Origin of the sequence: Achromobacter arsenitoxydans SY8, from assembly GCF_000236785.1 — a bacterium.
Classification (GTDB): domain Bacteria; phylum Pseudomonadota; class Gammaproteobacteria; order Burkholderiales; family Burkholderiaceae_B; genus Achromobacter; species Achromobacter arsenitoxydans.
Genome location: NZ_AGUF01000052.1, coordinates 152565 through 177952, shown reverse-complemented (window position 1 = coordinate 177952; position 25388 = coordinate 152565). Strand labels below are relative to the sequence as shown.

Below are 25388 nucleotides of genomic sequence, written 5' to 3'. Positions count from 1 at the left end.
CTTCATGGAACCGCACCCCGTCCATCCGCCACTTGCAGAGCTCATGGCCTTGGAAGAGGCCGTGGCCGGACTGTCATTCCACGCAAGCCCACCCCGGGGCAGCGTGCTGGCGGGATTGCATGGGTCGCGCCTGCGCGGCCGCGGCCTGGATTTCGCCGAATTGCGGCGCTATGTCGCCGGCGACGACCTGCGCCAGCTGGATCTGCGAGCATCGCTGCGGTATGGCAAGCCTTACCTGCGCAGCTACACCGAAGAGCGCGATCGGCCGACGTTGATCCTGGCGGATCAACGCATGAGCATGTACTTCGGATCGGTGCAAGCCTTCAAGTGCGCGGTCGCCGCCCGTCTGGCGGCAGTAACCGCCTGGATGTCGTTCCATGCCGGGGATCGTGTCGGCGGAATCGTCTTCGACGACGACGGACAGCGCAGCGTCAAACCGCTGCGGAGCCGAGACCGGATACGGGCATTTCTGGCGGAACTCGTTCGCGCCAACCAGGGACTTTCGGCGCAGCGCCCGGACCGCCCGCGGCCACAAGGCTTGAACGCGGCGTTGCGCGCTGCCATTGCGCAGTCGCCGCACGATAGCCTGATATGCATCGTCAGCGATTTCTTTGGCGCCGATGACGACACGCTCCGCAGCCTGCGCCTGCTCGCGGTCCATAACGACGTCATCGCGGCACTCATTTTCGACCCCATGGCGCAGCGCATGCCAAGCCGGGGCCATTTGCACGTCACGCAGGGCGAGCTTCATCTGGAGATTCCGGTAGGGCGCCAGCACGTGCGCCAACCCCTGGAAAATTTCTTCAGCGGCCGGCTGCGCGAGGTGGCCGAACTGCTGCGGCGCAGCCGCGTGCCGCTCCTCAGCATCGATACGGCAAAGGACGAACTGACGCAACTGCGCCGCGAACTGGGCCGGCAGGCCCTGGGAGGGCGGCCATGAACGAGGAACTGCCGGGCCTTGACCAATTGCGCGAACTGCCTTTGCCCGCGCCCGTCTCCTATTGGCCGCAAACCTGGGGCTGGCTGGTGGTGGCCGTGGTCGTGGTGCTTGCGACGGGCTGGCTTGCGGCACGCGCATGGCGCCGGTGGCGCCGAAACCGCTACCGGCGCGAGGCGCTGTCCGAATTGCGGCAGCTCGAAGCCGACATGGGCGCCGATCCGCTGGCCGCGCGCGCGCTGCCGTCGCTGCTCAAACGCACCGCGCTGGCGGCGCAAGGGCCCGGCGGCCAGGCCGCGGCGCTAAGCGGCGAAACGTGGGTGGCATGGCTGGCGAGCAGCGGCGCGACGCTGCCGGGTAACGGCGCACACCTGCTCGAAACGCTGGCCTATGCGTCGAACGCGCGCGTGAGCGCGCTGGAACCCTCGGACCTGCGCCAGTTGCTGGCCGCCAGCCGCCACTGGATGGAACGCCACCATGTGGCGGCTTGACTATCCCTGGCTGCTGGCCGCGGCGCCATTGGCGTGGCTGGCCTACCGCTGGCTGCCGCCTTACATGCAAGCACAAAGCGCATTGCGCACACCGTTCTTTGACACCATGGCCACGCTGACGGGCAGGTCGCCAACCCGTCCAGGGGTGCAGGCAGGCCGCGGGCAGCTTTGGCTGAACGTTGCGGTATGGCTGCTTTTGCTGCTGGCATTGTCCCGCCCGCAGTGGATCGAGCCGCCGCTGACCCATACCGAACCCATGCGCGACATCCTGCTGGCCGTCGACATTTCCCAGTCGATGGACAGCGCGGATTTTCAAGACGCCAATGGTCAACCCGTGACGCGCTGGCAGGGCGTCAGAAAGGTGGTGGCGGACTTCATCGCCAGGCGCCCCGATGACAGGCTGGGATTGATCGTGTTTGGCACGGGCGCCTATCCCCAGGCGCCCCTGACGCGCGACCACGTAGCCTTGCGCCTGTTGCTGGATCAGACCGCCGTTGGCATGGCGGGGCCAAACACCGCCATCGGAGATGCGATTGGATTGGGCATACGCATGCTCGACAAGGCCCGGGAACGCGACAAGGTGATGATTCTGCTGACCGATGGCAACGACACCGGCAGTGCCGTGCCGCCGTCGCGCGCGGCGCAGCTTGCCTCGGCGCACGGCATCGTCGTGCATACGATCGGCATCGGCGATCCGCAGGCCAGCGGCGAGGATCGCGTGGACTTCGAGGCCCTGCGATCCATCGCGGACACGACAGGCGGGCGGTTTTTCCGCGCCACCGACCAGGCTGCGCTGCAGGACGTTTACAAGACGCTCGATCAGATGACGCCGCAGGAGGTGAAGACGCTGCGGCACCAGCCCAAGCACGATTACTTCTGGGTTCCGTTGGCCGCAGCGCTGGGATTGCTAGCGCTCTGGCACGCGGCCGCGGCGCTGCGGTCGCGGTTCGGCGCCGTCGACAACACGAAAGGCGCGACATGGACCTGAGCGCCTTCCACTTTCTGCGTCCGTGGTTCCTGCTGGGCGCGGCGCTCGCGGTGGCGCTGTGGGCGGCCGGGCGCGCGCAGCGGGCGGGAGCAGGCCTGGGCAGCGGCATTGCGCCCGCGTTGTTGCGCTATCTGCTGGTGCACACCGCCGGATCGCGCGGCCCACGCCCGCTGGACCTGTTGGCGGTGATGCTCGCACTGGGCTCGGTGGCCGCCGCGGGACCCGCCTGGCAGCGCGATGAACCCGGTTTTCTGGACAACGTCGCGCCCTTGGTCGTGGCCGTGGATCTGTCGGCGACCATGGACACCGCTGATGTGCCGCCGTCGCGACTCGAAGCCGCCAAGCAGACGATGCGCGATCTGGCGGCCAGACGGGCAGGCAGCAAGACGGGCCTGATCGCTTACGCCGGCAGCAGCCATCTTGTGCTGCCGCCCACCGATGATCGCGATCTGCTGGACCTCTTCATCCAGGCCTTGTCCACGGATCTCATCGACCGCGACGGCCGCGACGTACCTGGCGTCATCGATCTGGCGGCGCAGGTGCTGGCGGCAGAACGCGCCGGCGGCACGCTGCTGCTTATGACCGATGGCGCGCCCGCGCCGGATGCCGTGCGCGAGCGGGCCCAGGCGGCCAGCCAACTGCAGATCCTCGTCATGGCGGTAGGCAGGACGGCGCAACAGGGCGGCATCGACGAGGCGGCCTTGCGTGGGCTCGCGCAAGCAGCCGGCGCACCGCTGGGCAGCCTGACGGGAACGCCGGACGACCTCGACTGGGTCACCCTGCACGCGCAAAAGCACTTCAATGCCGTCCAGGACGATAGGGGCGGGGCGGCGCATTGGAAGGACGCGGGCTACTGGCTGAGCTGGCCCTTGGCGTTGCTGGCGCTGCTTGCGCTGCGGCGCGGGTGGCGGGTGCCCTGGCAAGCCTGCCTGCTAGCCGCCGTGTTTGCCGCCACGTCGCCACCGGTACATGCCGCCACTCTGGCCGATGCCTTCCTCACGCCGGACCAGCAAGGACGGTTGGCCTTCGAGCAAGGCCGCTTCGGCGAGGCGGCCGGTCACTTCAAGGACCCGTACTGGAAAGGGCGAGCTGCCTATGCGGCCGGCGACTATGCCACGGCATTGACGGCGTTTTCGCAGCAGACCACGCCCGACGCCTACTTTTACCTTGGTAATACCCAGGTCCGGCTGCATCGCTACGACGCGGCGCTCGCGGCCTACGACCGGGCACTGGCGCTCAAGCCGGGATGGCAGCCCGCGGTGGTCAACCGCGGTATCGTGACCCGCCTGATCGCGGCGATGAGCCAGGAGCAGCAGGATGGCCAATCCGAGCCGCCCGACCAGCGCGTTGCAGACAAGTCGGCCAAGTCGGGCCAGATGACGACGGTACAGGTCCCACAAGCGGCATCGGAAGACGTCTGGTTGCGCACGCTGAACCTGTCGCCAGCGCGCTTTCTGCGCGGTAAGTTCGCCGCGCAGGATGCGGGGAGTCAGCAATGATGCGCAGGGTCTGCCGATGCTGCCTGCTGCTGGCCGTGGCGTTGACCGCGATCCTGGCGCGTCCCTTGCACGCCCAGGACGCTCCCGTGCTGCGCGTGACGGCTTCGGCGCCTGCCGAGGGCCAGACGGGGGCCACGATCAAGCTGCAGCTCGAAGTGATGACCAGCACGTGGTTCACGCAACCGCCGCAGTTGCCCAAACTCGACCTGCCCGGCGTCACGGTCACGCCGCCGTCGGGTCACGGAGAGCTGGTGCGCGATGAACAGAATGGTCAGTCCTTAAACGGGCTGCGCTACACCTACCTGTTGAGCGTCGAATCCGCCGGCGCGCTGCACATTCCCGCATTGAGCGTGACGGCGCAACTGGGACCGGCCGGCGCGCCAGTGACGGCCGAGAGTGCGCCGCTGACCCTTCAGATCAAGGGCGCGGCGCGGCTGGGCAATGTCGTCGGGGATCTTTCCGTGACGCAGTCTTTCACGTTAACCCCGGACCCATTGGTGCAGGGCGGGCGCATCACCCGCAGCGTTACACAGCGGGCCGATGGCGTGCAACCGATGTTGCTCCCGCCGGCGCCGCTGGGGGACGTTCCGCACTTCAAACGCTATCCGCGCGAACCGGAAGTCGTCACGCTGACAGACGGGCGCGGCGGCTTCGTTGGGGCGCAACGAATCGACCAGGCCGACTATGTCGCGCAGGAGTCAGGCAGCTTTGCCTTGCCGCCCTTGACCTTGCACTGGACGGACGCACGCTCCGGCTCGCCGAAGAACCAGACGTTGCCCGGCCGGCAGGTGGACGTTGCCGCGGCCCAAACAGCGCCACCGCCATTCTCGCTGCAGGCAGACCTAGCGGCACTGCGCCATGGCCTGCGCTGGGCGATACCCGGCTGGGCCATGCCCGCGGTGATTGGGCTGGCGGCCGCGGGCCTCGCGTTGTGGCTTGGCCGCGCTTATTGGCAACGCCTTGCGCGCGCGTTGGGCGCCGTCGCGAGGCGCGCGCGGACGCGCTGGCTGGTAAGCGAGCCGCGCTATTGGCGTGCCTGGCAGCGCGAGGCGCATGCCGCGCCTGCCGTCCTGAGCGATTGCTACCGGTGGATACGGCGCAGCAGCGGCGCGGCGGCGTTGCGCGACGCGGTGGCGCCCCTGGCGCAAGACGAACGCCAGTTTGTGGAAAGCACGCTGCGCCACGCGTACGGAATGAACGCGGCCAAGACCGCATGGCGGGCTCCGCTGGCCTCGCGCAGCCGTGTCTGGCGCAGGGCATGGCGCAAGCGGCCGGCTGCGGTCCACGCGCTGCCCAAGTCATTGAATCCTCTACACCATGAAGCCCCACCTCGCACGGGAGACGCTGATGCGCCACATCGATGAACGCGGACTGATGCAACGATGGATCGCCTGGACGTGGCTGTGCGCAGTCTTCCTGCTGGCCGGTTGCGCGGCGCCACAGTCCCGAACCGGGGCCGATCTGGCCTCCTGGAATGACGGCCCATCGCGCGCCGCCATCGTCGATTTCGTCAAGGCGGTGACCCAGCCGGGCAGTCCGGATTTCGTACCGGCCGATGAGCGTATCGCGGTCTTCGATAACGATGGCACGCTCTGGAGCGAGCAGCCGATGTATTTCGAAGTGCTGTTCGCGATGGACGAAGTCCGCGCACAGGCGCCTTCCCACCCTGAATGGAAGACGACACAGCCGTTCAAGGCCGTGTTGGAAAAGGACAACGCGGCGCTTGCCAAGTCGGGCCATCAGGGGCTGATGACGCTCATTGCCGCGACCCATACCGATATGACCGTTGATCAGTTCGCGCAACGCGTGAATCGCTGGACGCAGACCGCGCGCCATCCCACCACCGGCATGGCCTACACCAGCATGACATACCTGCCGATGCGGGAATTGCTGGACTACCTGCGCGCCAACGGTTTCAAGACCTACATCGTGTCCGGCGGCGAAACCGAGTTCATGCGCCCGTGGACGCAGGCCGCTTACGGAATTCCGCCGGAGCAAGTGGTCGGCACCAGCTTCGTGGCCGAACTGCAGACGGTCGATGGCGAGCTCCAGATCATGCGGCTGCCAAAGATCGACCTGGTGGACGACGGGCCCGGCAAGCCGGTTGGGATCCAACGCCAGATCGGACGCCGGCCCATCTTGGCCTTCGGCAATTCCGACGGTGACCTGCAAATGCTCGAGTGGACGACTGCCGGGCCCGGCAAGCGCTTTGCCGGCCTGGTGCATCACACCGACGCCCGGCGCGAATGGGCCTATGACAGGCAGTCCAGCGTCGGGCGCCTGGACAAGGCCCTGGACGCGGCGCGCGCGCAGGGGTGGACCGTCGTTGATATGGAGAAGGAGTGGAAGCAAATCTATCAGTCTGAAAAGCCTTGATTGTTTCTGTTGACCAGGAGCCCGTCCGCGGGCAAGGAGAGCAGTAATGAGAGCAAGACGATGGTGGGGAGCGGCCTTGCTGGCCGCGAGCAGCCTTGCGCTGGCGGGCGGGGCTCAGGCCCAGAGCGCGCCGGCCAAAGCTCAGGATTCCGGTAAAAAGCCCAACATACTCGTCATCTTTGGCGACGACATTGGCCAGACAAACATCAGTGCGTACGGCAAGGGCGTGGTCGGATACAACACGCCCAATATCGACCGTATCGCCAAAGAAGGGCTGATCTTCACGGACTACTACGCCGAGAACAGTTGCACGGCCGGCCGCTCGACGTTCATTACCGGCCAGGTGGCCCGGCGCACGGGCTTGTCGAAGGTTGGCATGCCCGGCGCGCCGGTCGGCCTACAGGACCGTGACATCACGATTGCCCAAGCGCTGAAATCCCATGGCTATGCCACGGCGCAATTCGGCAAGAATCACCTGGGGGACCGCGACGAATACCTGCCGACCAAACACGGCTTCGATCAATTCTTCGGCAATCTCTACCATCTGAATGCCGAGGAAGAGCCTGAACGTCCGTATTGGCCCAAGAACTCCAACGACCCCATCATCAAGAGCTATCAGCCGCGCGGGGTCATCAAGAGTAGTGCCGACGGGAAAGTCGAGGACACCGGTGCGCTGACCGCCAAACGCATGGAAACCATCGACGATGAGACGGTTGGTGCGGCGCTGGACTATCTGGACAAGCATGGCAAGGCTGAAAAGCCGTTCTTCGTCTGGATGAACACAACCCGCATGCACGTCTATACCCACATCCGTCCCGAGCATCGAGGCAAGAGCGGCATGCCGGGCAACGATTATGCCGATGGCATGTGGGAGCATGACCAGGACGTCGGCAAACTCCTGAAAAAGCTCGATGACCTGGGGATTGCGGACAATACCATCGTGATCTACACCACCGATAACGGGCCAAATCAGTTCAGTTGGCCGGACGCAGCCACCACCCCGTTCCGCAACGAGAAAAACTCGAACTGGGAAGGTGCTTACCGGGTGCCCGCGATGATCCGCTGGCCAGGGCATATTCCCGCTGGCGAGATCAAGACGGGCATCGTGTCGGGGCTAGATTGGTTTCCCACGCTTCTCGCTGCCGTGGGCGATCAGGATGTCAAACAGCGGCTGCTGAAAGGCTGGACCCCCGACGGCGCAGGCAAGAGCTACAAGGTGCACCTTGACGGCTACAACCAGCTGGATTACCTGACGGGCAAGGCGCCGGACAGCGCACGCGAAGACTTCTTCTACTTCAACGACGACGGCATGCTTGTCGCCATGCGGTATCAGAACTGGAAGGCGGTCTTTTGCGAGCAGCAGGCGCCAGGCGGGTTCGCGGTGTGGAAAGATCCGTTCGTGTGCCTGCGCGTGCCGAAGCTGTTCAACCTGCGCATGGATCCCTACGAACGCGCGGATGTCGTCTCCAACCAGTATTACGACTGGCTCGTGAAGAACGATTACCTGCCGCTCATCGCGTCGATGAAGGCCGGAGAGTTCCTCAAGACGTTCATCGAGTATCCGCCCAGTCAGCGGCCTGCCACGTTCAGTGTGGATCAGGTCCAGGAGGAAGTGGATCGCGAGATCGAAAGGCGGTTTGAGGAAGCGGCGAAGAAGCAGGGCAAGTAGCGCGGCAGGCGGTGGCGGGCATGCTCGCCACCGCCTGATCCCCCATTCAAAAGCAGGTGCTCATGAATCCAACGCTGCAAGATTCGCGTATCCGGTCAAACGTCCCTTCGAACACGAAGCGTGTCACGGGTCTGTGGGCGCCGGCAGGACTGCTGGCGCTCTCCGGCATGGCGGCATTGATATTCCAGATCCTCTGGATCAAGCAGCTCACGCTGATCGTGGGGGTGGAGGTTCATGCCATCGCCATCGCGGTCAGCGCCTTTTTCTTCGGCCTGGCATTGGGCAGCGCGTGGCTGGGCCGGGTAGCCGACGGCAGTGCGGGGCCATTGCGCCTGTATGCCAGTATCGAGCTTGGCGTGGCCGTGCTGGCCTTGGGGGTGACCTGGGCGCTGGCCCATGGCGCGCCGCTGTTTGCCCGCGCCGAGCAGACATGGTCCGGCGCCGCCTGGTTGGGGCTTCTTGCCGTGGTGGCCATCCCCCCGATGCTGATGGGCGGCACCTTGCCCGTGCTGTTGCGGGCGTGCGGCGCGGGGCAGGTCGGGCGGTCCGGCGGCATTCTCTATGCGGCCAATACGACGGGCGCGATCGCCGGCGCGTTGCTCCCTGCCTATGTCCTTATTCCCGCTCTCGGGATGATGGGTGCCGCTTGTGTGGCGGCGGGCTTGAATCTTGCGGCGGCGGCCGGCGCCTGGGTGCTTCAACGCCACGCGCCAACCACGTCGCCTGAAGAGCCGGTAACGGGCGAGGCCCTGTCGGGCGAGGCCTGGCTGGCCATCGGCCTCTACACGGCCGCTGGCTCGGTCGCGATGGGGTATGAGGTCCTGTGGTCGCAGATGGTCGTGCCTTTCATGAGCACACGGGCGTTCGCCTTTTCCGTCGTGCTGGCGGTGTATCTAGCCGGGCTCGCGCTGGGATCGGCGCTCTATGCGCGCCTGGAACACCGCGTTCAGGATCCGTGGCGCGTATTCTCGCTGCTGATCGCCGGCGCAGGCGTGACGGCGTTGCTCGAAGTGGCGCTGCTGGGCCCGTGGCTGATCGGCCTGCAATCCATGGCCGAAGCCGCAGTGCGGCAATGGAGCGACAGCGGTCTGGCGGGCATGAGCGCGCGCTTCGCGGTTGTCGGGGCGGTGGTGGTGCTGTTGCCCACCTTGCTGCTTGGCGCAGCCTTTCCCGCCGTGTTGCGGATCGCCGTGCCGCCGGCCCGGCGGGGGCAGGGCACGGGTCTGGTCCTGGCCGGCAATACGCTGGGCGGCATCGCCGGCACGCTTGTCGTCGCATTTGTGGTGTTGCCGCGCCTGGGAACCGTGCGCGGGCTGGTGCTTCTGGCCGCCTTCGCCTGCGCCATCGGCATCGCGGCGGCGTGGCGTTCCCGGGAGTCAATGACGCGGGCTGTGTCCGTTGGCCTGCTGGGCGCCGTGCTGATCCTGGGCTGGGCGTTGCCGCACGATCATCTTGCGCGGCTGCTGCCCGGCGCCAAGGACGGGACGATCGTGTTTTACGAGGAGAGCAGAGGGGGAACGGTCGCAGTCGTCGAGCGCGGAGAAGCGAATCAGCGGTTCCGCCGTCTGTATATCCAGGGCGTATCGAATTCGGGCGACGCGATGCCGTCGCTGCGCTATATGCGGCTGCAGGCGCTGCTCCCGCTGGTCATCCATGCGGGCGAGCCACGGTCGGCGCTGGTGATCGGTTTCGGCACCGGTATCACGGCCGGGGCGCTGTCGAGGTATCCCGGCCTGGAGCGTCGGGTTGCCGCTGAACTGTTGCCCGGTGTCCTGCGCGCCGGGACCCTGTTCAAAGGCAGCTTCGATGCAGCCGTCGATCCGGGACTGGATCGCCGGCTGCGGGACGGGCGGCGCGAGCTGCTCGTCAGCCCCGAACGCTATGACCTGATCACCCTGGAGCCGCCGCCGCCATCGGCGGCCGGCGTGGTCAATCTGTACTCGCGTGACTTCTATGAACTTGCGGCGAGCCGGCTCAATCCCCAGGGCGTCGTTGCACAGTGGCTGCCATTGCCCACACAGAATCTGGACGACACCCGTGCCCTGGTTGCCAGCTTCATCGCAGTCTTCCCGCATGCGTCGCTGTGGACGACGGAACTGCACGAGATGCTTCTGGTGGGGTCTCTGCAATCCATGCCCCTGGATGCCGCGCGCATCGCGCAGCGCATGGCCCATCCTCCGCTGCGCCGGGCGCTGGCGGACGTGGGCGTCGCGTCACCCGAGGCGCTGCTGGCGACATGGGTGACCGACAGGGACGGCCTGGCGCGGTTCGCGGGCAGGCAAGCGCCGGTGACGGACGACTGGCCGGCGATCGAGTACGCCCCGTGGGTCCGGCCACGCGAGATCGTGCGCACGTTGCCGGCCCTGATGGCGCTGCGCGGCGATCCGCCGCTGGGCGAGGACGGCCGGACGCTGATGGTCGGCATCGCGCAGGAACGCGGTGTCCTGGATGTGTTTTATCGCAGTGCGCTGGCAGCCTACCAGGGCAACCGGGAAGAATGGGCGCGCAATGCCGGCGCATTGGCGCAGTTGGCGCAAACGAATCCCTATCTGCGCTGGTTCATGGCAGGCACGGACCCGGGGTGACGAAGGCTGCTGCGGAAGGGACGCCGCCGGGCGCACGCACACCTGGGGTTGGCGTCCCATTGCAGCGATGGCATTAAGTGATCGGAATGTATCCATCAACCATGATGATGCGTTAGGTGAACGAATGAACTATTCCCTGATTCTTGTCGCGCTGGCCGCCGCGTTCTTCGTATTGCTGCTCGTGGCGATGCAAGTGGGAAAGCTGCTTGGGCGGGGCGCCGACGAGAAGGCCGTTCCGGGCGCCGCCGTTATCGAAGGTTCCGTGTTTGCGCTGCTGGGTCTGCTGGTGGCGTTCACGTTTTCAGGGGCGGCTCAACGCATGGCTGAACGCCGCGACCTGCTGGTCCAGGAGGTCAACGCGATCGGAACTGCCTGGCTGCGCATCGACATGATCGATGCGAAGGATCAGCCTCGGTTGCGGGAACAGTTCCGCGGCTATGTGGATGAGCGCATCAACTACTACCGCAATGTCGCTGACCTGGCGCAACGCGACACCATCGCCGCGCGCGTCGGGATGCTGCAGAAGGAAATCTGGACCACCTCGATGCTGGCCGCGCGCAGCAGCGTGCCGCCGTTCGCCGCGTCCTATATCGGAGCCGTCAACGAAATGTTCGACGTCGCAACCGCCCAGACGGTGGCGCAGAAAGTGCATCCGCCTGTTGCGGCTTACGCCTTCCTGGGCTTCCTGGCACTTGTGGCGGCGGGTCTGGTTGGCGTCAATCTGGCGGCCTCCAAACGCAGCACGCGACTTCACCAGGTCGTGTACGCCGTCGTCATGACCGCAGCACTCTACATCATCATCGATTTTGAGTTCCCCCGAATCGGGACGATACGCATCGACCAGAGCGATGCCTTGCTGGTGGCGCAGCGGCAATCCATGGTCGATCCCGCTGGCGGCGCCAACTAGGAGAGTTTCATGGCGACCGGAGGCATGAGGCAGCAAAGCAGGTTGCCTGCGCAGTTGAGCGCATGGGCGCTGGCGTCCGTCTGCGTTGCGCCAATGCAGGCTCAGGCTCAGGAAGGCCTGCGCCTGAGCAAGGACGACCTGCAAAAGCGCGCGAACGGCGTGCTGGCGATCATGTCGTTCTCCATCGTTCCAGACATCACGACAAGCTCCTTGAATATCGCGAGCGGCGGCGGTTCGACCTCCGGATCCAATGAGTTTTTCATGACGCAGTTGGGCGGCGGGGACACGATCTCCGATTCCGTCCCGATCTATCTGGAAGGTGTGCTGGCAGGAAGCAGATACGATCCAACCTTCATCGCGTCGCAAGGCGCCGAGACGCGCCGCATACCCACCAAATGGAACAGCCTTTCCGCGACGGGCGGCATCGGCTGGGATTTCAAGCTGACCGATGAGCTCAAGCTGCGCCCCATCTTCAACATTGCACTGGGCAACGTGACGAGCGATCTGCGCGCGGCAAGCTGGTATGTCGGAAGACGCACCGGCAACGATATCGACTTCCTGGATCGAGGGTCTTTGAATGCGTACGGGTTGGGCGGCTCGATCATGCTGGATTACGAGCACTACCGGCCCGGGTACGAGGTGGATGTGGAACTGCGTTATTCCGACATCCGCCTGAAGAGCTTCGACAGCTCGGCAGCGGTAAGCGGCAGTGCGATCGCGCAATCCGCCAACCTTTGGGCCCGCTATCGCGCGCCCACCGGCATGGTCGTGCTGCAGCGGCCGCTCCGGTATGTGCTGGAGCTGACGCACTCGGAGTTTCTGGGTGACCAGAAAGGAATTCTGGGGTTTGACCGTCTGACGTCCGTCGGCGCGGGGTTGGAGTTGGATTCCAGCGCCTACGACGTGTTCATTACCCGCACGCGCTTGGTCGGTCGCTACGTGTTCGGCAACAACGTATCCGGCTTTTCGGTCGGGTTGGCGGTGAGCTTCTGATGGGCGGCGCTTGGGCGGGTTCAGCGGCGAACGCTCGAGCGGGCGAGGGTGGCGCTTGGCAACTCGCCAAATGCGTTTCTGTAGTAGTCAGAAAACCGCGACATGTGCCTGAAGCCCCACTTCAAGGCAATTTCGGACACGCTGACGTCTGGACCACTTGTCAGCAGATCGCGCAACGCCCCGTTCAACCGTGCTGTCATGAACCAGCGTCCCGGCGACATGCAGACGCTGCGGCGAAAAATCAGCTCCAGCGATCGCAAGGTGTAGCCGCTGCGCCGAGCGATGTCCAAGAGTGCCACGTCCGTCGCTTCGCCGGACAAGACCAGTCGTTCGCACGCGGCAATCAAATGATAGTGCCGTTGTTCGACAGTCATTTTCTCGGACTTGCCCGCCGGCGTTGCAAGGGAAAGGGCGTCCACGTAACCCGTCAACAACGATTCGCAGACCTTCTCGGCCAGGGCCGGCGCCATGCCGCCATCTGGCTGGAGGCGCCGCGCAAGTCCGAGCGCATCGTTGGTGAGCGTTGTCAATGTTTGCCGAGTGCCAGGCCTGAGGTGTATGGAATGCAGCGAGCGCCGGTGCAGCGGCAATGGCCGGCCTGTGCGGGCGATGGCAACCTTTTGGATACGCGCTTCAGGTACGGCCAGATTGACCCACCGAGAGTGTCCGCGGGCGTGATACAGAAGTTCGACGCCCGCAGGGTAAATCTGAGCTTCATCCGGGCCTATTGCTGCGGTATTGCAGCGCGTCAGGTGGCCGCCTTCAGCCATGAAACCGACGCAGATCCCATCCTTGGGCATGGCGCCATGGGCGATCACCGGAAATTCGTAGCGCCCAGTTTCCAGGCGGACGTCTCCAAGCACCAGGCGCTGATGCTCCATCGTGGCCAAGTCGGACGACATCAAGCGATGCTCGAAGCTGCCGCCGAATACGACATCGAAAGCCTGCAGAGGCTCAAGTCCGGAGTAAACATGATGCATGTAAACGGATTCGATAGGCATCGCAAAGAACTCCCTGGCGATTTCGCTTTTCGGCTGCCCCAGCGAGCAATCGGGGCTTACTTACCGCAGACTTTCAGACTGGGGTGAAACCATGACGCAAGACTATCGGCAGGTCAGGGCGCGCATACGCAGTCTGGAAGCAGAGACCGAAAATTTGCGCCGCGAGGAGCTGCAATTGATTCTGGCTGAAATACGCCAGCGAATTCGAGAATACGGAATCACGCAAAGCCAACTGTTCGGTCCTGACCTTTCGGATCTCGTGCAGTATCGGCATCCGGACACGGGGCAGACTTGGAACGGAGTGGGAAGACCGCCGAACTGGATCAGAGGACAGGACCGGAGTCGCTTCCTCGTCAAATGAACGCGCACGCCTCCTATTAGGAAGGGATCTGACCCACTTGGAAACGGGCGCAAAGTGGCGGGGAACTTGTCTCTATCTTGCTGGAAGCGAGGCATGGCACAGTAACGTGGTATTGCTCAATACTTCCAGACGTATGCCCGACTGAAATGGGATTTCTCGGGATTTCGCATTTTGGATAGCGAATGCGGCTGATTGGGACTACTTTTTATTTGCAACGATTCGTCGGATTTAGCCATAACAATTCGTTTCATCAAAGTCATGTCTCGGCTGGCGGGCGCACCTCGCCACCCCGGGAAAAAGGGCTCTCCGCATGCCGCGGGTCGAAATTGATTTAGCGCTTACTGGTTCAAGCAGCAATTAACGATGGTCGCAGGGTGGCACGTCCTTGTCGTCGTGTTGCCCGAGGAGCAAGGCTATGCGTACGTCGCCAATCTTTCGCCCCGTGCCTCGGGCGCTGGCCCTTGAACCCAGACTGTTATACGACGCTGCGGCCGCGACTGCAGTCGACCGCCAGGACGATACCCATGGCGAGCACACGGATGTAAGCGGCGCCGACGATTCCGCTTCTGCTTCGGGCAAAAATCTTCTCGTTATAGATGCCCGCCTGGCAGGCGCACAGGCATTGGCGGCCAGCGCTACGCCTGGCACCACGGTCCTCATCGTCAACCCAAGCCAGGATGGGGTGGCAGCGGTGCGGCAGTCCCTCGAGGCGTTGGGCAACGTGGACTCCATCCAGATCCTGAGCCATGGCACGCCCGGGCAGCTGAGTCTGGGCAGCAGCATCCTGACAGCACAATCGGCCGACACACAGCGCACTGCAAGTTGGGGCCAATATCTTGGCGGTAATGCGGACATTCTGATCTACGGTTGCGGCACAGGCAGCACGGCCAGCGGTCAAGAACTGATGGAGGCATTGGCCAGCAGCACCGGCGCAGATATCGCGGCATCCATCAATGACACCGGCAATCCCTCGGCGGGCGGTGACTGGCGCCTGGAAATCGCGACCGGCACCATTGAAAGCGAACCTCAGATCGGGATGGCAGGACTTGCTGCGTACGACGGGCTACTGGCCGATGCGTTGCCCACCATTGCGCTCGGCGGCAGCAGCGCCGACATCCTGTTGGGCGGGACGGCTCAGATCCAGGCCATCCTCAGCAATCCCTCGACCCAGGAAGGCTATGCGCCATTCATCGACATCCTCATCCCATCGACTGGGTACGACGGCGACGACGGCGTCAGTTTTGTTTCCGCCAGCACGTCGGGGATAGCTCTGAATGGCTACGTGGTGACCTTCGGGGCTGACGGAACGGCGGCGCACCCGGTGGCTCGGGACGCCAGCGGCAATCCAGTGGTGTTGCTGGCGGCGGACTACGGATATCGTCCTGGCGACCAGTTGGTGGTGCTGGCGCTGCCTTACGCGGGCTTTGGCAAGGACCAGCCCTCGATTGCGGTGGATATCGTCCTGGGCCTGAGCCCGCTGGCGGACGTCAATAAAGATCACACCGTCAGCCTGCGAGCTGGTTTTCAGTATGGCAATGATGCGCTGGACAACCCGCAGCAGGATCCGTCGCTGTTTGAGGGAGCTTGGCAAACGTACGCGCTGCGTTCGACCCCGTTCGAAGTGACGCAGACATTAGACATGACCGAAGGCGAAACCGCCACCGGCGAAAACTACCCGCACACCTTGACCGTCACCGCCACGCCGGCTCCCGGGCAGACGATTCAGAACGTGGTGGTCACGCAGCAATTGCCCGATAGTGTTCGCGTGTTGAGCATCACACCTGGTGGCGGCGGGACGCTGACACGACTGACGCTGACCGACGGCAGGGTCTTGACCGATGCGGTTGCGATCAATGCGGCTCTGGCGCTCAAGCCGTATGTCGCGTCGTACGAGGTCACGTACGGCACGCTGAGCGGTCCTTCCGACACCGAAGTGCGCTTCTTCGTGGCGGAAACGACTGCGGAAGGCGAACAGGTTCTGAATCCCGCCAGCGGCGCACCGCGAGCGATCGAAGTCGCGCAGGCCTTTTCCACGGGGCAGTGGACCCCGCTGGATCCGCGTGACGTGCCCGATCTGCTTCCATGGGTACCAGTGATCGGACGCGGCGAGAGCATCACCTTCACGGCGAAGTCGGTCGCCCTGCACAAGACCGCGGTGGTGTTCGACGATAACGGTGTGGCTGGCCTGTCGCCCGGCGATACGCTGCGCTATCAGTACGACGTGACGCTGTCCGATTATTTCGCCATCGGCAAATCGCTGCTGGGTCAGGGCAGCCTGACCATCACCGACGACCTGGGCGATGGCCTGACGTTCGCGGGCACGCCATTGCTGACTTTCACACAGGATGGCCAGCAGTACACGGTGTCGTTGATCTACAGCCTGGGCGCCAAAACGGAGAACGGCACGCAGATCGTCTTCGACCTGGCCGCGTCGATCGCGCAGGCGGGTCTGAGCATGGACGCGCTCATCGGCGACATCGCCAGCGACGGCACGCGGCAATCGGCAACCCGGGCCACAATCAGTTATGACGCCAGGGTCGACGAGGCGTACCAGGGAGACTATGCGCAAGCCGAAATCAATGAAGGCGATTCGCTAGGTAATAGCGCATTGCTGGCGGGAACGATCATACAGAGCCGGCTCAATGTTGGCGCCATTCAATCCGATGGCTCCGAGGTGACGGTGACCGTGCCGGCGGGCAACGTCGACATCGCCGTGTTCCAGGTCAACGGCAGCACCGTGCCCGCATCCTACGAACTGCAGCCGGGCGATATCGTCACCTTTGCGCTGCGCTATGACTTGCAGACGGGCGACTACGAGAATCTGACGCTGACGGCCTACCTGCCGGCGCCGGTGTTCCAGCCGGAAGGGAACTGGACCATGGGGATCGGCGACCATCGCTGGTCGTTCGGTCCGGGGGATTCTCATCCAGGCACGCAGGTAAGCGTGAGCGCGCAGGCCGGTGGCGCCTTGGTCTTTGATTTTGGTGATTACGCCCTGCAAGGCGACCCGGCCGGTCAGAATCGGATCGAAGTGCTATTCAGTCTGCGGGTCAGCAGCCAGCCCTTCGCGGACCAGCGTTCGATTACGGTGCTGGGCCAGTCTTCGCAGCAGACCACGATCGATCAAGCCGCATTGGTCGATACGGATAACGTCCTGATCCAATCGGTGGCCGAGCCCGTCGTCGCGATCGGACACGGTGTGGTGGGCGCGTCTGGCGGCACGGTCAGCGGCGCGTCAGGAAACTGGAATCCACCGGGCAGCACAGGAACGGGTTTCAACGGTGCGATTACGGATCTTGCCGACCTCGAAGGCGCGGTGAGCGGCATGGACGCCGGCGACATTCTCCGCATGGCGACAGGCCTTGAGAACAGCGGCGGCGGGGACGCCTTCGACGTGTCGGTGGCTTTGCAGGTCCCGGCTGGCTTGAGTTTCTTCGGCGGATCGCTGAACACGGCAAACCTGCGCATCGCCCGCGGAGACGGGACGGTGATGGTGCTTGGACGGGACTACGCGATTTCGGGAACGACGATCACATTCCTGGATGCGGGTGGTCAGGCAAGTCTTCTGGCGGGGCGTCCGGGGACAGCCGAGGACGACAGCGGTCAGAACATGATCGTGATCACGTATGACGTCGTGGCCAGCGGTTCGCTGGCAGCCTCCAGCACGCTGCAGAGCACGGCTGTCCTGACACACTACGCCAGCGTGGAGGGGGGAACAGACTTTACCCCGACCGACCTGTCAGATACTGCCGACGCGCAATCCGCCGCGCCCGTCATCACAAAAGGCTACGCGGACGGCAGCCTGGATCCGTCAGACTCCAGCGCCAGTCACACGAGCGGCAGCAATCTGGTGATCGGCGAGCGCATGCTCTACGACATCCTGGTGACATTACCGGAGGGCAGCACGCAAAACCTGCGCATCACGGACCTAATTCCCGACGGCTTCGCGCTGGATACCAGTTTCGGCACGGGCGGCTATCTACTGATTACGCAGGCGGCGCAAAGCGGTAATCTAGCTGCGAACTTCGCCGGTCTGGTGTCCGTGGCCAGCGTATCGGGATCGGGCGGCGCGCTGGGTGCAAACGGCGTCGATCTGGCGCTCGGTTTCAGCGCCAGCAGCGCACTGGCAAACAATAACGCCGCAGACAACAGCTTCGTCATCCGGCTTGGCCTGGTTGCCGTCAACCTGAGCGGCAATCAGGCGGGTCGCACGCTGACCAACGATGCGTCGCTGACATACACAGACCCGGACGGGGACACGCCCAACGGCGTCTCGCCGATAGACCGCAACGTGGCGGCAGGCGGCGGCCTGCCGTCTGCAATCATCGTCGAACCCACGTTGACTGTCTCGCAGACGGCGGTCACGACTGGAGCTCCAGTTGGCGTGGACCGGGGTGATCAGATCACGTACACGATCACAGTCGGAAATGGAACCACCTCCGCCGATGTCGACGCATTCGACGTGCGGCTCTCCGACGTGCTTCCCACGGAACTTGGTGCCATACAGATCATCGGCGTCACACTGTATGGCGGGTCAACGTTGACGGGTGGCGACTTCGTGGTCCAGAACGGCGTGCTGCAACTGGCTCCCGGCGCCAAACTGGACATACCCAAGGGTGCCAGTCTGGTTCTGCAGTTCAGGGGTACGTTGAACGACACGACCGGTACCTCCGGCAAAGTCGACAACCAGGTCACTATCCAATGGAGCAGCCTGGACGGAGCCAGCAGTGGAGAACGCACGGGCGCCGATGGCAACCTCGCTTCGGGCGTCTTGAACGACTATCGGACGGTGAGCGTCCTTAGCGAAGACGTGGCGGCCTCGGGCACGATCAGTCACGTAGGCGGGCTGCCCGATACGGCGGGCGGCACGCCGAGCACCGCCGATCCGCAGGATGTCGCGATCGGGGAAATCGTTCACTATCGGGTGGCGCTTCTGGTCCCGGAGGGCACGCAGCCCGATGCGTCGATTCAAGTCTATTTGCCGCCGGGCCTGACCTTCATGAACGATGGCTCAGCCATGCTGGCCTTCCTGGCGAACGCGCTGGCCAATGGTTCGCCAGGCCTGACGACAGATCTAGCGGGCCTGTTCGCCTCGGGCAATCCCAATATCGATGGTGGCGTGACGGACAAACAGAGCACGCTGCTCAATGCTGATCTCTCGGGCTTCAGCGCCCAGGGCGTACTGAACACGGGCGCAATCGACACCAGCAATCCGCGCATGATCGTGCTGCGGCTCGGCAATCTCGTCAACGCCAACCAGGATGCGGATTTCGAGGGCCTGTATTTCGAGTTCAACGCTCGGGTGGACAACGCCGCTGGCGTCGTGGCCGGTAGTCAGCTGGCGGTCCGCGCCGACTTCCTGAGCGGGTCGGAAGTCCGGTTCGGCACGGAAACCGTCACGGAACGCGTCGTCGAACCCAAGATTGAGAATGTGCAGAAGTCCGTCGTCAGTTTCGATCCTGGCGCTGGCGGCACGCTTGGCCAGGCTGGCTACGTGGTCAGCTTCAGCAATGCCGGGTCCGCCACGGCCTACGATGTCGTCTTACGAGACACGCTGCCCGCCGGCGGCCAGAATCTTACGGTCACCGGCCTGACGCTCAATGGCACGGCGTACCCCCCGGGCGGCTATCCCGCAGGAGTATCCGTGGTGGTCATTGGAGGCACGGTCACGGTATCGCTGGATACCCTCGCGGCAGGCGGCACCGTCAGCCTTACCTATGGCGCGCAGCTGCCGAACAACTTGGCGCTGGCCGACACGACGGCCAGCGTCACCTACACCAGCCTGCCTAACAGCTTCCAGAGCTTTGCGGGCACACAGGTGGGCGCGGCGGGATCCGTGGGCGGCGAGCGCACCGGCAGCGGCGCCGGCCCCAACACGTATCAGGACGGCGACGCCGCGGGTGTCAGCCGCATCGAGGGAACGCTCTGGAACGATACGGACAGCGCGACGGCGTCGTCGGCGCCGGACGGCCCGGCGCTGGCCGGCCAGACTGTCACCCTGACCTGGGGCGGCGCGGACAACGATCTGTCGACCACGGCGGATAACGGCACATGGACAACCACGTCCGACGCCAATGGCTACTACTACTTCGGCGTACTGGGCGCGGGCATGTTCCGCATCGATGCGCCGGCAACCATCACGGTTGCGGGGCCGACCGGCGTGGTGAATGCGCGCGTCGACAGCGACAATGCGTCTCCTGCGGGCCAGGTGCTTGCACAATTCGGCGAACTGGGTGTCACGGGCGCCGGCAACGTCGGCTATGTGGAACGTAACAATGGGCCGGTCAATACCGTGCCGGGCGTGCAGTCCGTGGATGAGGATAATGCGCTCGCGATTGCCGGACTTTTCATCAACGACCCCGACGCCGGCGCGGGGACGATGCAGGTCACGCTGAGCGTATTGCATGGCGGCCTGACATTGACCCTGGGGAGCGCCCAGCTCGCCGGCGGCGCACTGGGCTCGGGAACGCTGCAGCTACGCGGCAGCCAGAGCGCATTGAATGCGGCGCTCGCCACGCTGGTCTACACGCCGGGCGCGAACTACAACGGCAGCGAGCGCCTGACCCTCCTGACTGAGGACCTGGGACAGCGCGGTGATGCCGACGGCGACGGCACGCCGTTCGAGGCGGCGGACGACAACCTGACCGACACGGACACCGTGGATATCACGGTGGTGGCGGTCAACGATGCGCCGCTTGGCGTTGACGACACCGATCAGGCCGTGGAGGCGGGCGGGGTCGGCAACGATATCCCAGGCGTCAATCCTGCGGGCAACGTGCTGGATAACGATCTGGACGTGGACATCCAGACCAACGGCGACGTGCTGATCGTGACACAGGTCAGCGGCGTGGGCGGCCCGCAAACCGTGGATCCGCTGGGCGGCGAGACGCCGGTGGCTGGTCTGTACGGCACGCTGTTCATCAACGCGGCCGGGGGCTACCGGTACGTGGTGAACAACGCAGACCCGGCGGTGCAAGCGCTGCTGGCCAGCAGTCCCCCTTTGGCGGACACGTTCACGTACAACCTGCGTGACACCGGGTTCCTGACGAGTTCCGCCCAGCTCGTCATTACGTTGACCGGCGCCAACGATGCCCCCACGGCGCAGGACGATGTGGGTACGGCAGAGGAGAAGGGCGGCACTGCCAACGCAAGCGGGGGCAGCCCGGCCAACGGCAACGTTCTCGACAATGATGGCGACGTTGATGCCGGCGACACGCGCGGCGTGACACAAGCGCGTGCCCAGACAAGCACAGGGCCAGGCCCCGCGTCGAGCGTCCCCGCGGGCAGCACTGCGGCCAACGGTGCGCTCATCGTGGGCCAGTATGGCTCGCTGAGCCTTGGCGCCGATGGCAGCTACACCTACACGGCCGATGACAACAACGCGGCGGTTCAAGCCTTGAACGTGGGCGAGGTGCTACGCGAAACGTTCGACTACGTGGTCACCGACGCGGGGGGGCTGAATGCCCTGGCTTCGCTTGTCATCACCATCAATGGGGCCAACGACAACCCGGTGGCTGCCGACAACCTGGGTGAGGGATACACCGCGCTTGTGGATGTGGATACCAACTCCGTCATCGGGGTGCCGCGCAATCCACAGGGCAACGTCATTCTCGACCCGTACACGGTAAATGATCCGGACCAGCTCGACAGCGACGTCGACAACGACATCGCTACCGCCGTGGTCAGCAGTATCGGACCCGAAGGCGGAATCCAGCAGGCCGTGACACCGGGCGTCGAAGCAGCGATCACCGGGCTGTACGGCATGTTGCGCATAAATGACGACGGCAGCTACACCTACGAGATCGACAGCCTGAACGCCACCTTGATAGCTCTGGGTCCGAATGGGACGGTGGATGAACGCTTTACGTACGGGCTGCAGGACGCCAACGGGGGCCAGAGCAGCGCGGTGCTGGTCATCCGCATCCATGGCGTGTCGGACCAACCGGTTGCCAACGATGTGGTCGCGGTCGCGCAGGAACGCGGCGGCGTGGGCAATGCCACCCCCGGGCGAACCGCAACGGGCGATGTGACGATCAACGACATCGAGCCGGACGGCGACCCGCTGAGCGTTTCCGGCATTCGCACCGGCACGGAAGCCGGTGGCGGGACGATGCTGCCGGTCGGCGCGCCCATCGCGGGCACGTACGGCACGTTGACACTGAACAGCGATGGCTCGTTCAGCTATGCGCTGAACGAGACGGATCCCTTGGTTCAGGCCTTGCGCACGGCAGGCAACACCTTGGTCGACGTATTTACGTACACCGTATCGGATCCGGGCGGTCTGTCCGATCAGGCCGAACTGCGTGTGCGCATCCTGGGCCAGAACGATGCTCCGGTAGCGGCAGATGATGCGGACGCAGCGGTCGAGGCCGGCGGAACGGCCAATACCTCGCGCGGACAGCCTGCGCTTGGCAACGTGCTGGACAACGATCAGGACGTCGACAGTCCGGCCAATGGCGAAACGCTAATTGTTGCCGGCGTGCGGGCGGGGGACGCGGGCGGCGGCGCGGTACCCGACGCCACCGGCAGGGTCATGGTCGTGACGGGCGTCTATGGAACCCTGACGCTGCTTGCCGATGGCGCTTACGTGTACGCGGTCGACAATTCAAATGCCGCGGTGCAGGCGCTGCCGGCGGGTGTGACGCTGTTCGAGGGCTTTACCTACAAGGTGCGGGACGCCGGCGGCCTGGAATCCAGCGCCGGATTGCGCATCACGATCACCGGCGCCAACGATGCGCCCGAGGCAGTGGCGCAGTCGATCACGGCGGTCGAAAAAGGCGGCACAGGCAACACCACGGGCGGGCTCGACCCTTCGGGCAATCTGCTGCCGGCCGCGGGAACGGATCCCGACACGGGTGACGTGCTGCATATCGCCGGCTTGCGCGCGGGCCAGCCAGCCGGCAATGCGGCCATGCTGGCCGCGGGCACGACGGTTCAGGGGCAGTTCGGCACGCTGCGGATCGACGCGGACGGCAGCTACGTGTACACCGTGGACAATTCGCTGCGCGCCGTCCAGGCGCTGCGGCTGCCCACCGACACCCTGGTTGAATATTTCACTTTCCGGCTGAGCGATGCCGCGGGCCTGACCAGCGACGGCCAATTGACGGTAACCGTGCGCGGCGCCGATGACGCGCCGGTCGCGCGCAACGATGCCGGAAGTGCGAAGGAGGCAGGGGGTACGGCTAACGGCACGCCCGGCACTCCCGCCATCGGCAATGTGCTGGCCAATGATACGGACGTGGACGCGGGAGACCGTCGCACGGTCTCCGCCGTGCAGAATTCGCAGGCTGCGGCGGGAACCGTGGGCGGCGCCGCAGCGGGCTTGTATGGGACCCTGTATCTGCAAACGGATGGCTCGTACCGTTACGAAGTCGACGATACCCTTGCTGCCGTTCAACAGCTTCGCGCGGGCCAATCGCTGCAGGAGACGTACACCTATACGGTGCAGGACTTGTCGGGACTGACCCACACGGCAATTCTCACGATCACCATCGCCGGAAGCTACGACGCACCGGTGGCAGTCGACGACACAGATACCGCGACGCCAGCCACTTCGATATCGCCAGCCGTGGACGCGGCCGGCAACGTGCTGCCCAACGACACGGATGTCGATGCGGGCGACACCAAAACCGTCAACGGCATACGCGTGGGCGCGGGTGTGGCCGGATTCACGGCAGTGACGGGCACGGCACCGCTGCGGATCGATGGCCAGTTCGGCTGGCTGCAGATCGCCTCGGACGGCAGTTACACGTATCACGCGGACGACACCAATGACGCCGTGGCGGCACTGAACGCGGGCGACACGCTTCAGGAAGTCTTTACCTACCGCATGGCGGACAGCGGCGGCCTTACAGATCAGGCTCAATTGCGCATCACCATCCAGGGCGTCAACGATCCTCCGCGTGCCACACCGGTGGTCGGGATCGCCATTGAGCAGGGCGTGCGCGACAGCCAGCCGTTCCCGGGGCGTAATCCCAGTGGCGATGTCACGCTGCGCAACATCGATGCCGAAGGCGAACCCGTCACCGTGGTCGGCATCCGCACCGGCCCCGCAGCGGGAGGAGGGATCGCTGGCACTGTAGGGACCGTGCTGCGTGGCGCCTACGGCGATCTCATCGTGAACGCCGACGGTACGTTTTCCTATGTGCTCGACAATTCGCTTGCCGCCGTTGAACAGCTGCGCCTGGTGCGCGACACGCTGCGGGATGTGTTCACCTACACCATCACGGACAGTGGCGGTTTGCAGGATAGCGCCACGCTGGTCATTCTGGTCCTGGGACAGAACGATGCGCCCGTGGCGCGCGATGACGTTGCCGACGCCGTGGAAGCAGGGGGGGTAAACAACGGCGAACCGGGGCTCAATCCCATTGGCAACGTGCTCGCCAACGACTCGGATGTCGATGGCGGCGACACGAAGACGGTGATCTCGGTGGGACTGGGCACGGGCGCGCCAGGCGCGGTCGGCCAGATCGCAGGACAGTACGGGATGCTGGTCATGGGCGCCAATGGCGACTATCAGTATGTCGTCGACAATGACAATCCCGTCGTGCAGGCACTGCGCCTGGCCACGGACACTCTGACGGAGGTCTTCACCTACACGATGCGCGACACGGATGGCGCACTGGCGCAGGCGCGTCTTGTCATCACGATCGCGGGCCGCGACGACACGCCACAGGCGCGCGACGATGTTGCGCAGGTAGACGACATTTCCGGACCGCCGGTCGTTCAGGGCAACGTATTGCAGAACGATAGCGACGTCGACGGCGGCGATTCGCTGGCCGTCACCGGCATCCGGCCGCAGCAGGATGGGGCGGCTCCCGGCCAGATAGGCCAGAGCCTGGCGGGACGCTACGGCACGATCGTCATGAACGCCGACGGCAGCTATCGCTACGAAGTCGACCTGTCCAACCCGGAGGTGCAAGCTGCTCGTGGACAAGGACCGATTCTGCAGGATCAGTTCATCTACACCATTTCGGATCTGGCGGGCCACCAATCCGAGGCGCGCCTTACCATCATCATCAACCTCAATGCCGATTACTTCCCGCCGCCCAATCCGCATGCGCTATTTGGGCAGGAGGAAACACCGGGCTTTCGTTCGGACTTGCGCGTGGATCCCGTCGTCTTTGTGACGCCAGCCGTGCGGGATAGCCTTGCCCTGCAACGCTATCTCGAAGCGGCCATCCGCGGCGAACGTCCATGGATGGCCATGCCGCTGGAGTCCACGCTCGAATCCCAGGCTGCGGGCCTCATCGATCAGGACGAAACCCCGTTGACGCGCACCATCCAGGCGCTGCAATGGCAGGCCCGTTACGAAAACGCCCGAATGCAGACACGGTACGCCAACGTATTCCTGTCGGCTGACGGCCTGCTAGATGATGATTCGGTGTTCGCGTACAAGGAGTTGCGTCTGCTTCAGACAGGCAGGACAAGCGCCGATGGCGAACGGGGTCCGCCTGCCCGGCGCACGGCGGGTTCCTTCAGCGACCAGGTGCATGCCGCCGCCTCGGGGGCATGGATTGATCGCTGGGCGCCGGTGGACGAGACAGCAGCAGTCAAGACCAAGAGGGGAGACGTATGAAGC

General features: G+C 64.6%; 13 protein-coding genes. 12 read left to right on the top strand and 1 reads right to left on the bottom strand.

Annotation, left to right across the window (positions count from 1 at the left end):
* The first annotated feature begins 4 nt into the window (after positions 1-4).
* The 10 genes from KYC_RS14835 (at position 5) to KYC_RS14790 (ending at position 12445) form a co-directional block, all read left to right on the top strand.
* A complete protein-coding gene (locus KYC_RS14835; RefSeq protein WP_043518483.1) occupies positions 5-940 on the top strand; it encodes a DUF58 domain-containing protein in 936 nt (311 codons plus the stop codon).
* On the top strand, positions 937-1428 hold the full coding sequence (locus KYC_RS14830; protein ID WP_008163632.1) for a DUF4381 domain-containing protein: 492 nt from the start codon (positions 937-939) through the stop codon (positions 1426-1428). Before KYC_RS14835 ends, KYC_RS14830 begins: the two co-directional genes overlap by 4 nt.
* Complete coding sequence (locus KYC_RS14825; protein ID WP_008163630.1) at positions 1415-2416, top strand: vWA domain-containing protein; 1002 nt, start codon at positions 1415-1417, stop codon at positions 2414-2416. Before KYC_RS14830 ends, KYC_RS14825 begins: the two co-directional genes overlap by 14 nt.
* Complete coding sequence (locus KYC_RS14820) at positions 2407-3915, top strand: VWA domain-containing protein (protein ID WP_008163629.1); 1509 nt, start codon at positions 2407-2409, stop codon at positions 3913-3915. Before KYC_RS14825 ends, KYC_RS14820 begins: the two co-directional genes overlap by 10 nt.
* Positions 3912-5279, top strand: coding sequence for a hypothetical protein (locus KYC_RS14815; protein WP_238531931.1), 1368 nt, complete (start codon positions 3912-3914; stop codon positions 5277-5279). Before KYC_RS14820 ends, KYC_RS14815 begins: the two co-directional genes overlap by 4 nt.
* Complete coding sequence (locus KYC_RS14810) at positions 5260-6291, top strand: HAD family hydrolase (protein WP_420796115.1); 1032 nt, start codon at positions 5260-5262, stop codon at positions 6289-6291. The genes KYC_RS14815 and KYC_RS14810 overlap by 20 nt, the downstream gene beginning before the upstream one ends.
* A 46-nt stretch (positions 6292-6337) precedes the next feature.
* Positions 6338-7960, top strand: coding sequence for an arylsulfatase (locus KYC_RS14805; protein ID WP_043518481.1), 1623 nt, complete (start codon positions 6338-6340; stop codon positions 7958-7960).
* Positions 7961-8127: 167 nt separating this feature from the next.
* Positions 8128-10545, top strand: coding sequence for a fused MFS/spermidine synthase (locus KYC_RS14800; protein WP_008163623.1), 2418 nt, complete (start codon positions 8128-8130; stop codon positions 10543-10545).
* A gap of 124 nt (positions 10546-10669) precedes the next feature.
* Positions 10670-11452, top strand: a complete 783-nt coding sequence (locus tag KYC_RS14795; protein ID WP_008163622.1) for a bestrophin-like domain — start codon at positions 10670-10672, stop codon at positions 11450-11452.
* 93 nt (positions 11453-11545) lie between these two features.
* Positions 11546-12445, top strand: a complete 900-nt coding sequence (locus KYC_RS14790) for a hypothetical protein (RefSeq protein ID WP_238531938.1) — start codon at positions 11546-11548, stop codon at positions 12443-12445.
* Between the two features lie 20 nt (positions 12446-12465).
* On the opposite strand, the gene KYC_RS14785 is transcribed toward KYC_RS14790, so the two are convergent.
* The gene (locus KYC_RS14785; RefSeq protein WP_008163620.1) at positions 12466-13446 is read right to left on the bottom strand and encodes an AraC family transcriptional regulator; all 981 of its coding nucleotides are present in this window, start codon (positions 13444-13446) and stop codon (positions 12466-12468) included.
* A 91-nt stretch (positions 13447-13537) separates the two neighbouring features.
* On the opposite strand from KYC_RS14785, the gene KYC_RS28840 reads away from it, so the two are divergent.
* Positions 13538-13807 carry an H-NS histone family protein gene (locus KYC_RS28840; protein ID WP_008163619.1) on the top strand — a complete coding sequence of 90 codons (270 nt, stop codon included), beginning with the start codon at positions 13538-13540 and terminating at the stop codon, positions 13805-13807.
* Positions 13808-14222: 415 nt separating this feature from the next.
* On the top strand, positions 14223-25385 hold the full coding sequence (locus tag KYC_RS14775; RefSeq protein WP_043518478.1) for a VCBS domain-containing protein: 11163 nt from the start codon (positions 14223-14225) through the stop codon (positions 25383-25385).
* Positions 25386-25388 lie beyond the last annotated feature (3 nt).

What these genes read in the sequence shown, in the direction of transcription:
- KYC_RS14820 (WP_008163629.1), top strand. Translation starts at nt 2,407, where the DNA reads ATGGACCTGAGCGCCTTCCACTTTCTGCGTCCGTGGTTCCTGCTGGGC.
- KYC_RS14790 (WP_238531938.1), top strand. Translation starts at nt 11,546, where the DNA reads ATGCAGGCTCAGGCTCAGGAAGGCCTGCGCCTGAGCAAGGACGACCTG.
- KYC_RS14785 (WP_008163620.1), bottom strand. Translation starts at nt 13,446, where the DNA reads ATGCCTATCGAATCCGTTTACATGCATCATGTTTACTCCGGACTTGAG.
- KYC_RS14815 (WP_238531931.1), top strand. Translation starts at nt 3,912, where the DNA reads ATGATGCGCAGGGTCTGCCGATGCTGCCTGCTGCTGGCCGTGGCGTTG.
- KYC_RS14800 (WP_008163623.1), top strand. Translation starts at nt 8,128, where the DNA reads ATGGCGGCATTGATATTCCAGATCCTCTGGATCAAGCAGCTCACGCTG.
- KYC_RS14830 (WP_008163632.1), top strand. Translation starts at nt 937, where the DNA reads ATGAACGAGGAACTGCCGGGCCTTGACCAATTGCGCGAACTGCCTTTG.
- KYC_RS14775 (WP_043518478.1), top strand. Translation starts at nt 14,223, where the DNA reads ATGCGTACGTCGCCAATCTTTCGCCCCGTGCCTCGGGCGCTGGCCCTT.
- KYC_RS14795 (WP_008163622.1), top strand. Translation starts at nt 10,670, where the DNA reads ATGAACTATTCCCTGATTCTTGTCGCGCTGGCCGCCGCGTTCTTCGTA.
- KYC_RS14835 (WP_043518483.1), top strand. Translation starts at nt 5, where the DNA reads ATGGAACCGCACCCCGTCCATCCGCCACTTGCAGAGCTCATGGCCTTG.
- KYC_RS14805 (WP_043518481.1), top strand. Translation starts at nt 6,338, where the DNA reads ATGAGAGCAAGACGATGGTGGGGAGCGGCCTTGCTGGCCGCGAGCAGC.
- KYC_RS14825 (WP_008163630.1), top strand. Translation starts at nt 1,415, where the DNA reads ATGTGGCGGCTTGACTATCCCTGGCTGCTGGCCGCGGCGCCATTGGCG.
- KYC_RS28840 (WP_008163619.1), top strand. Translation starts at nt 13,538, where the DNA reads ATGACGCAAGACTATCGGCAGGTCAGGGCGCGCATACGCAGTCTGGAA.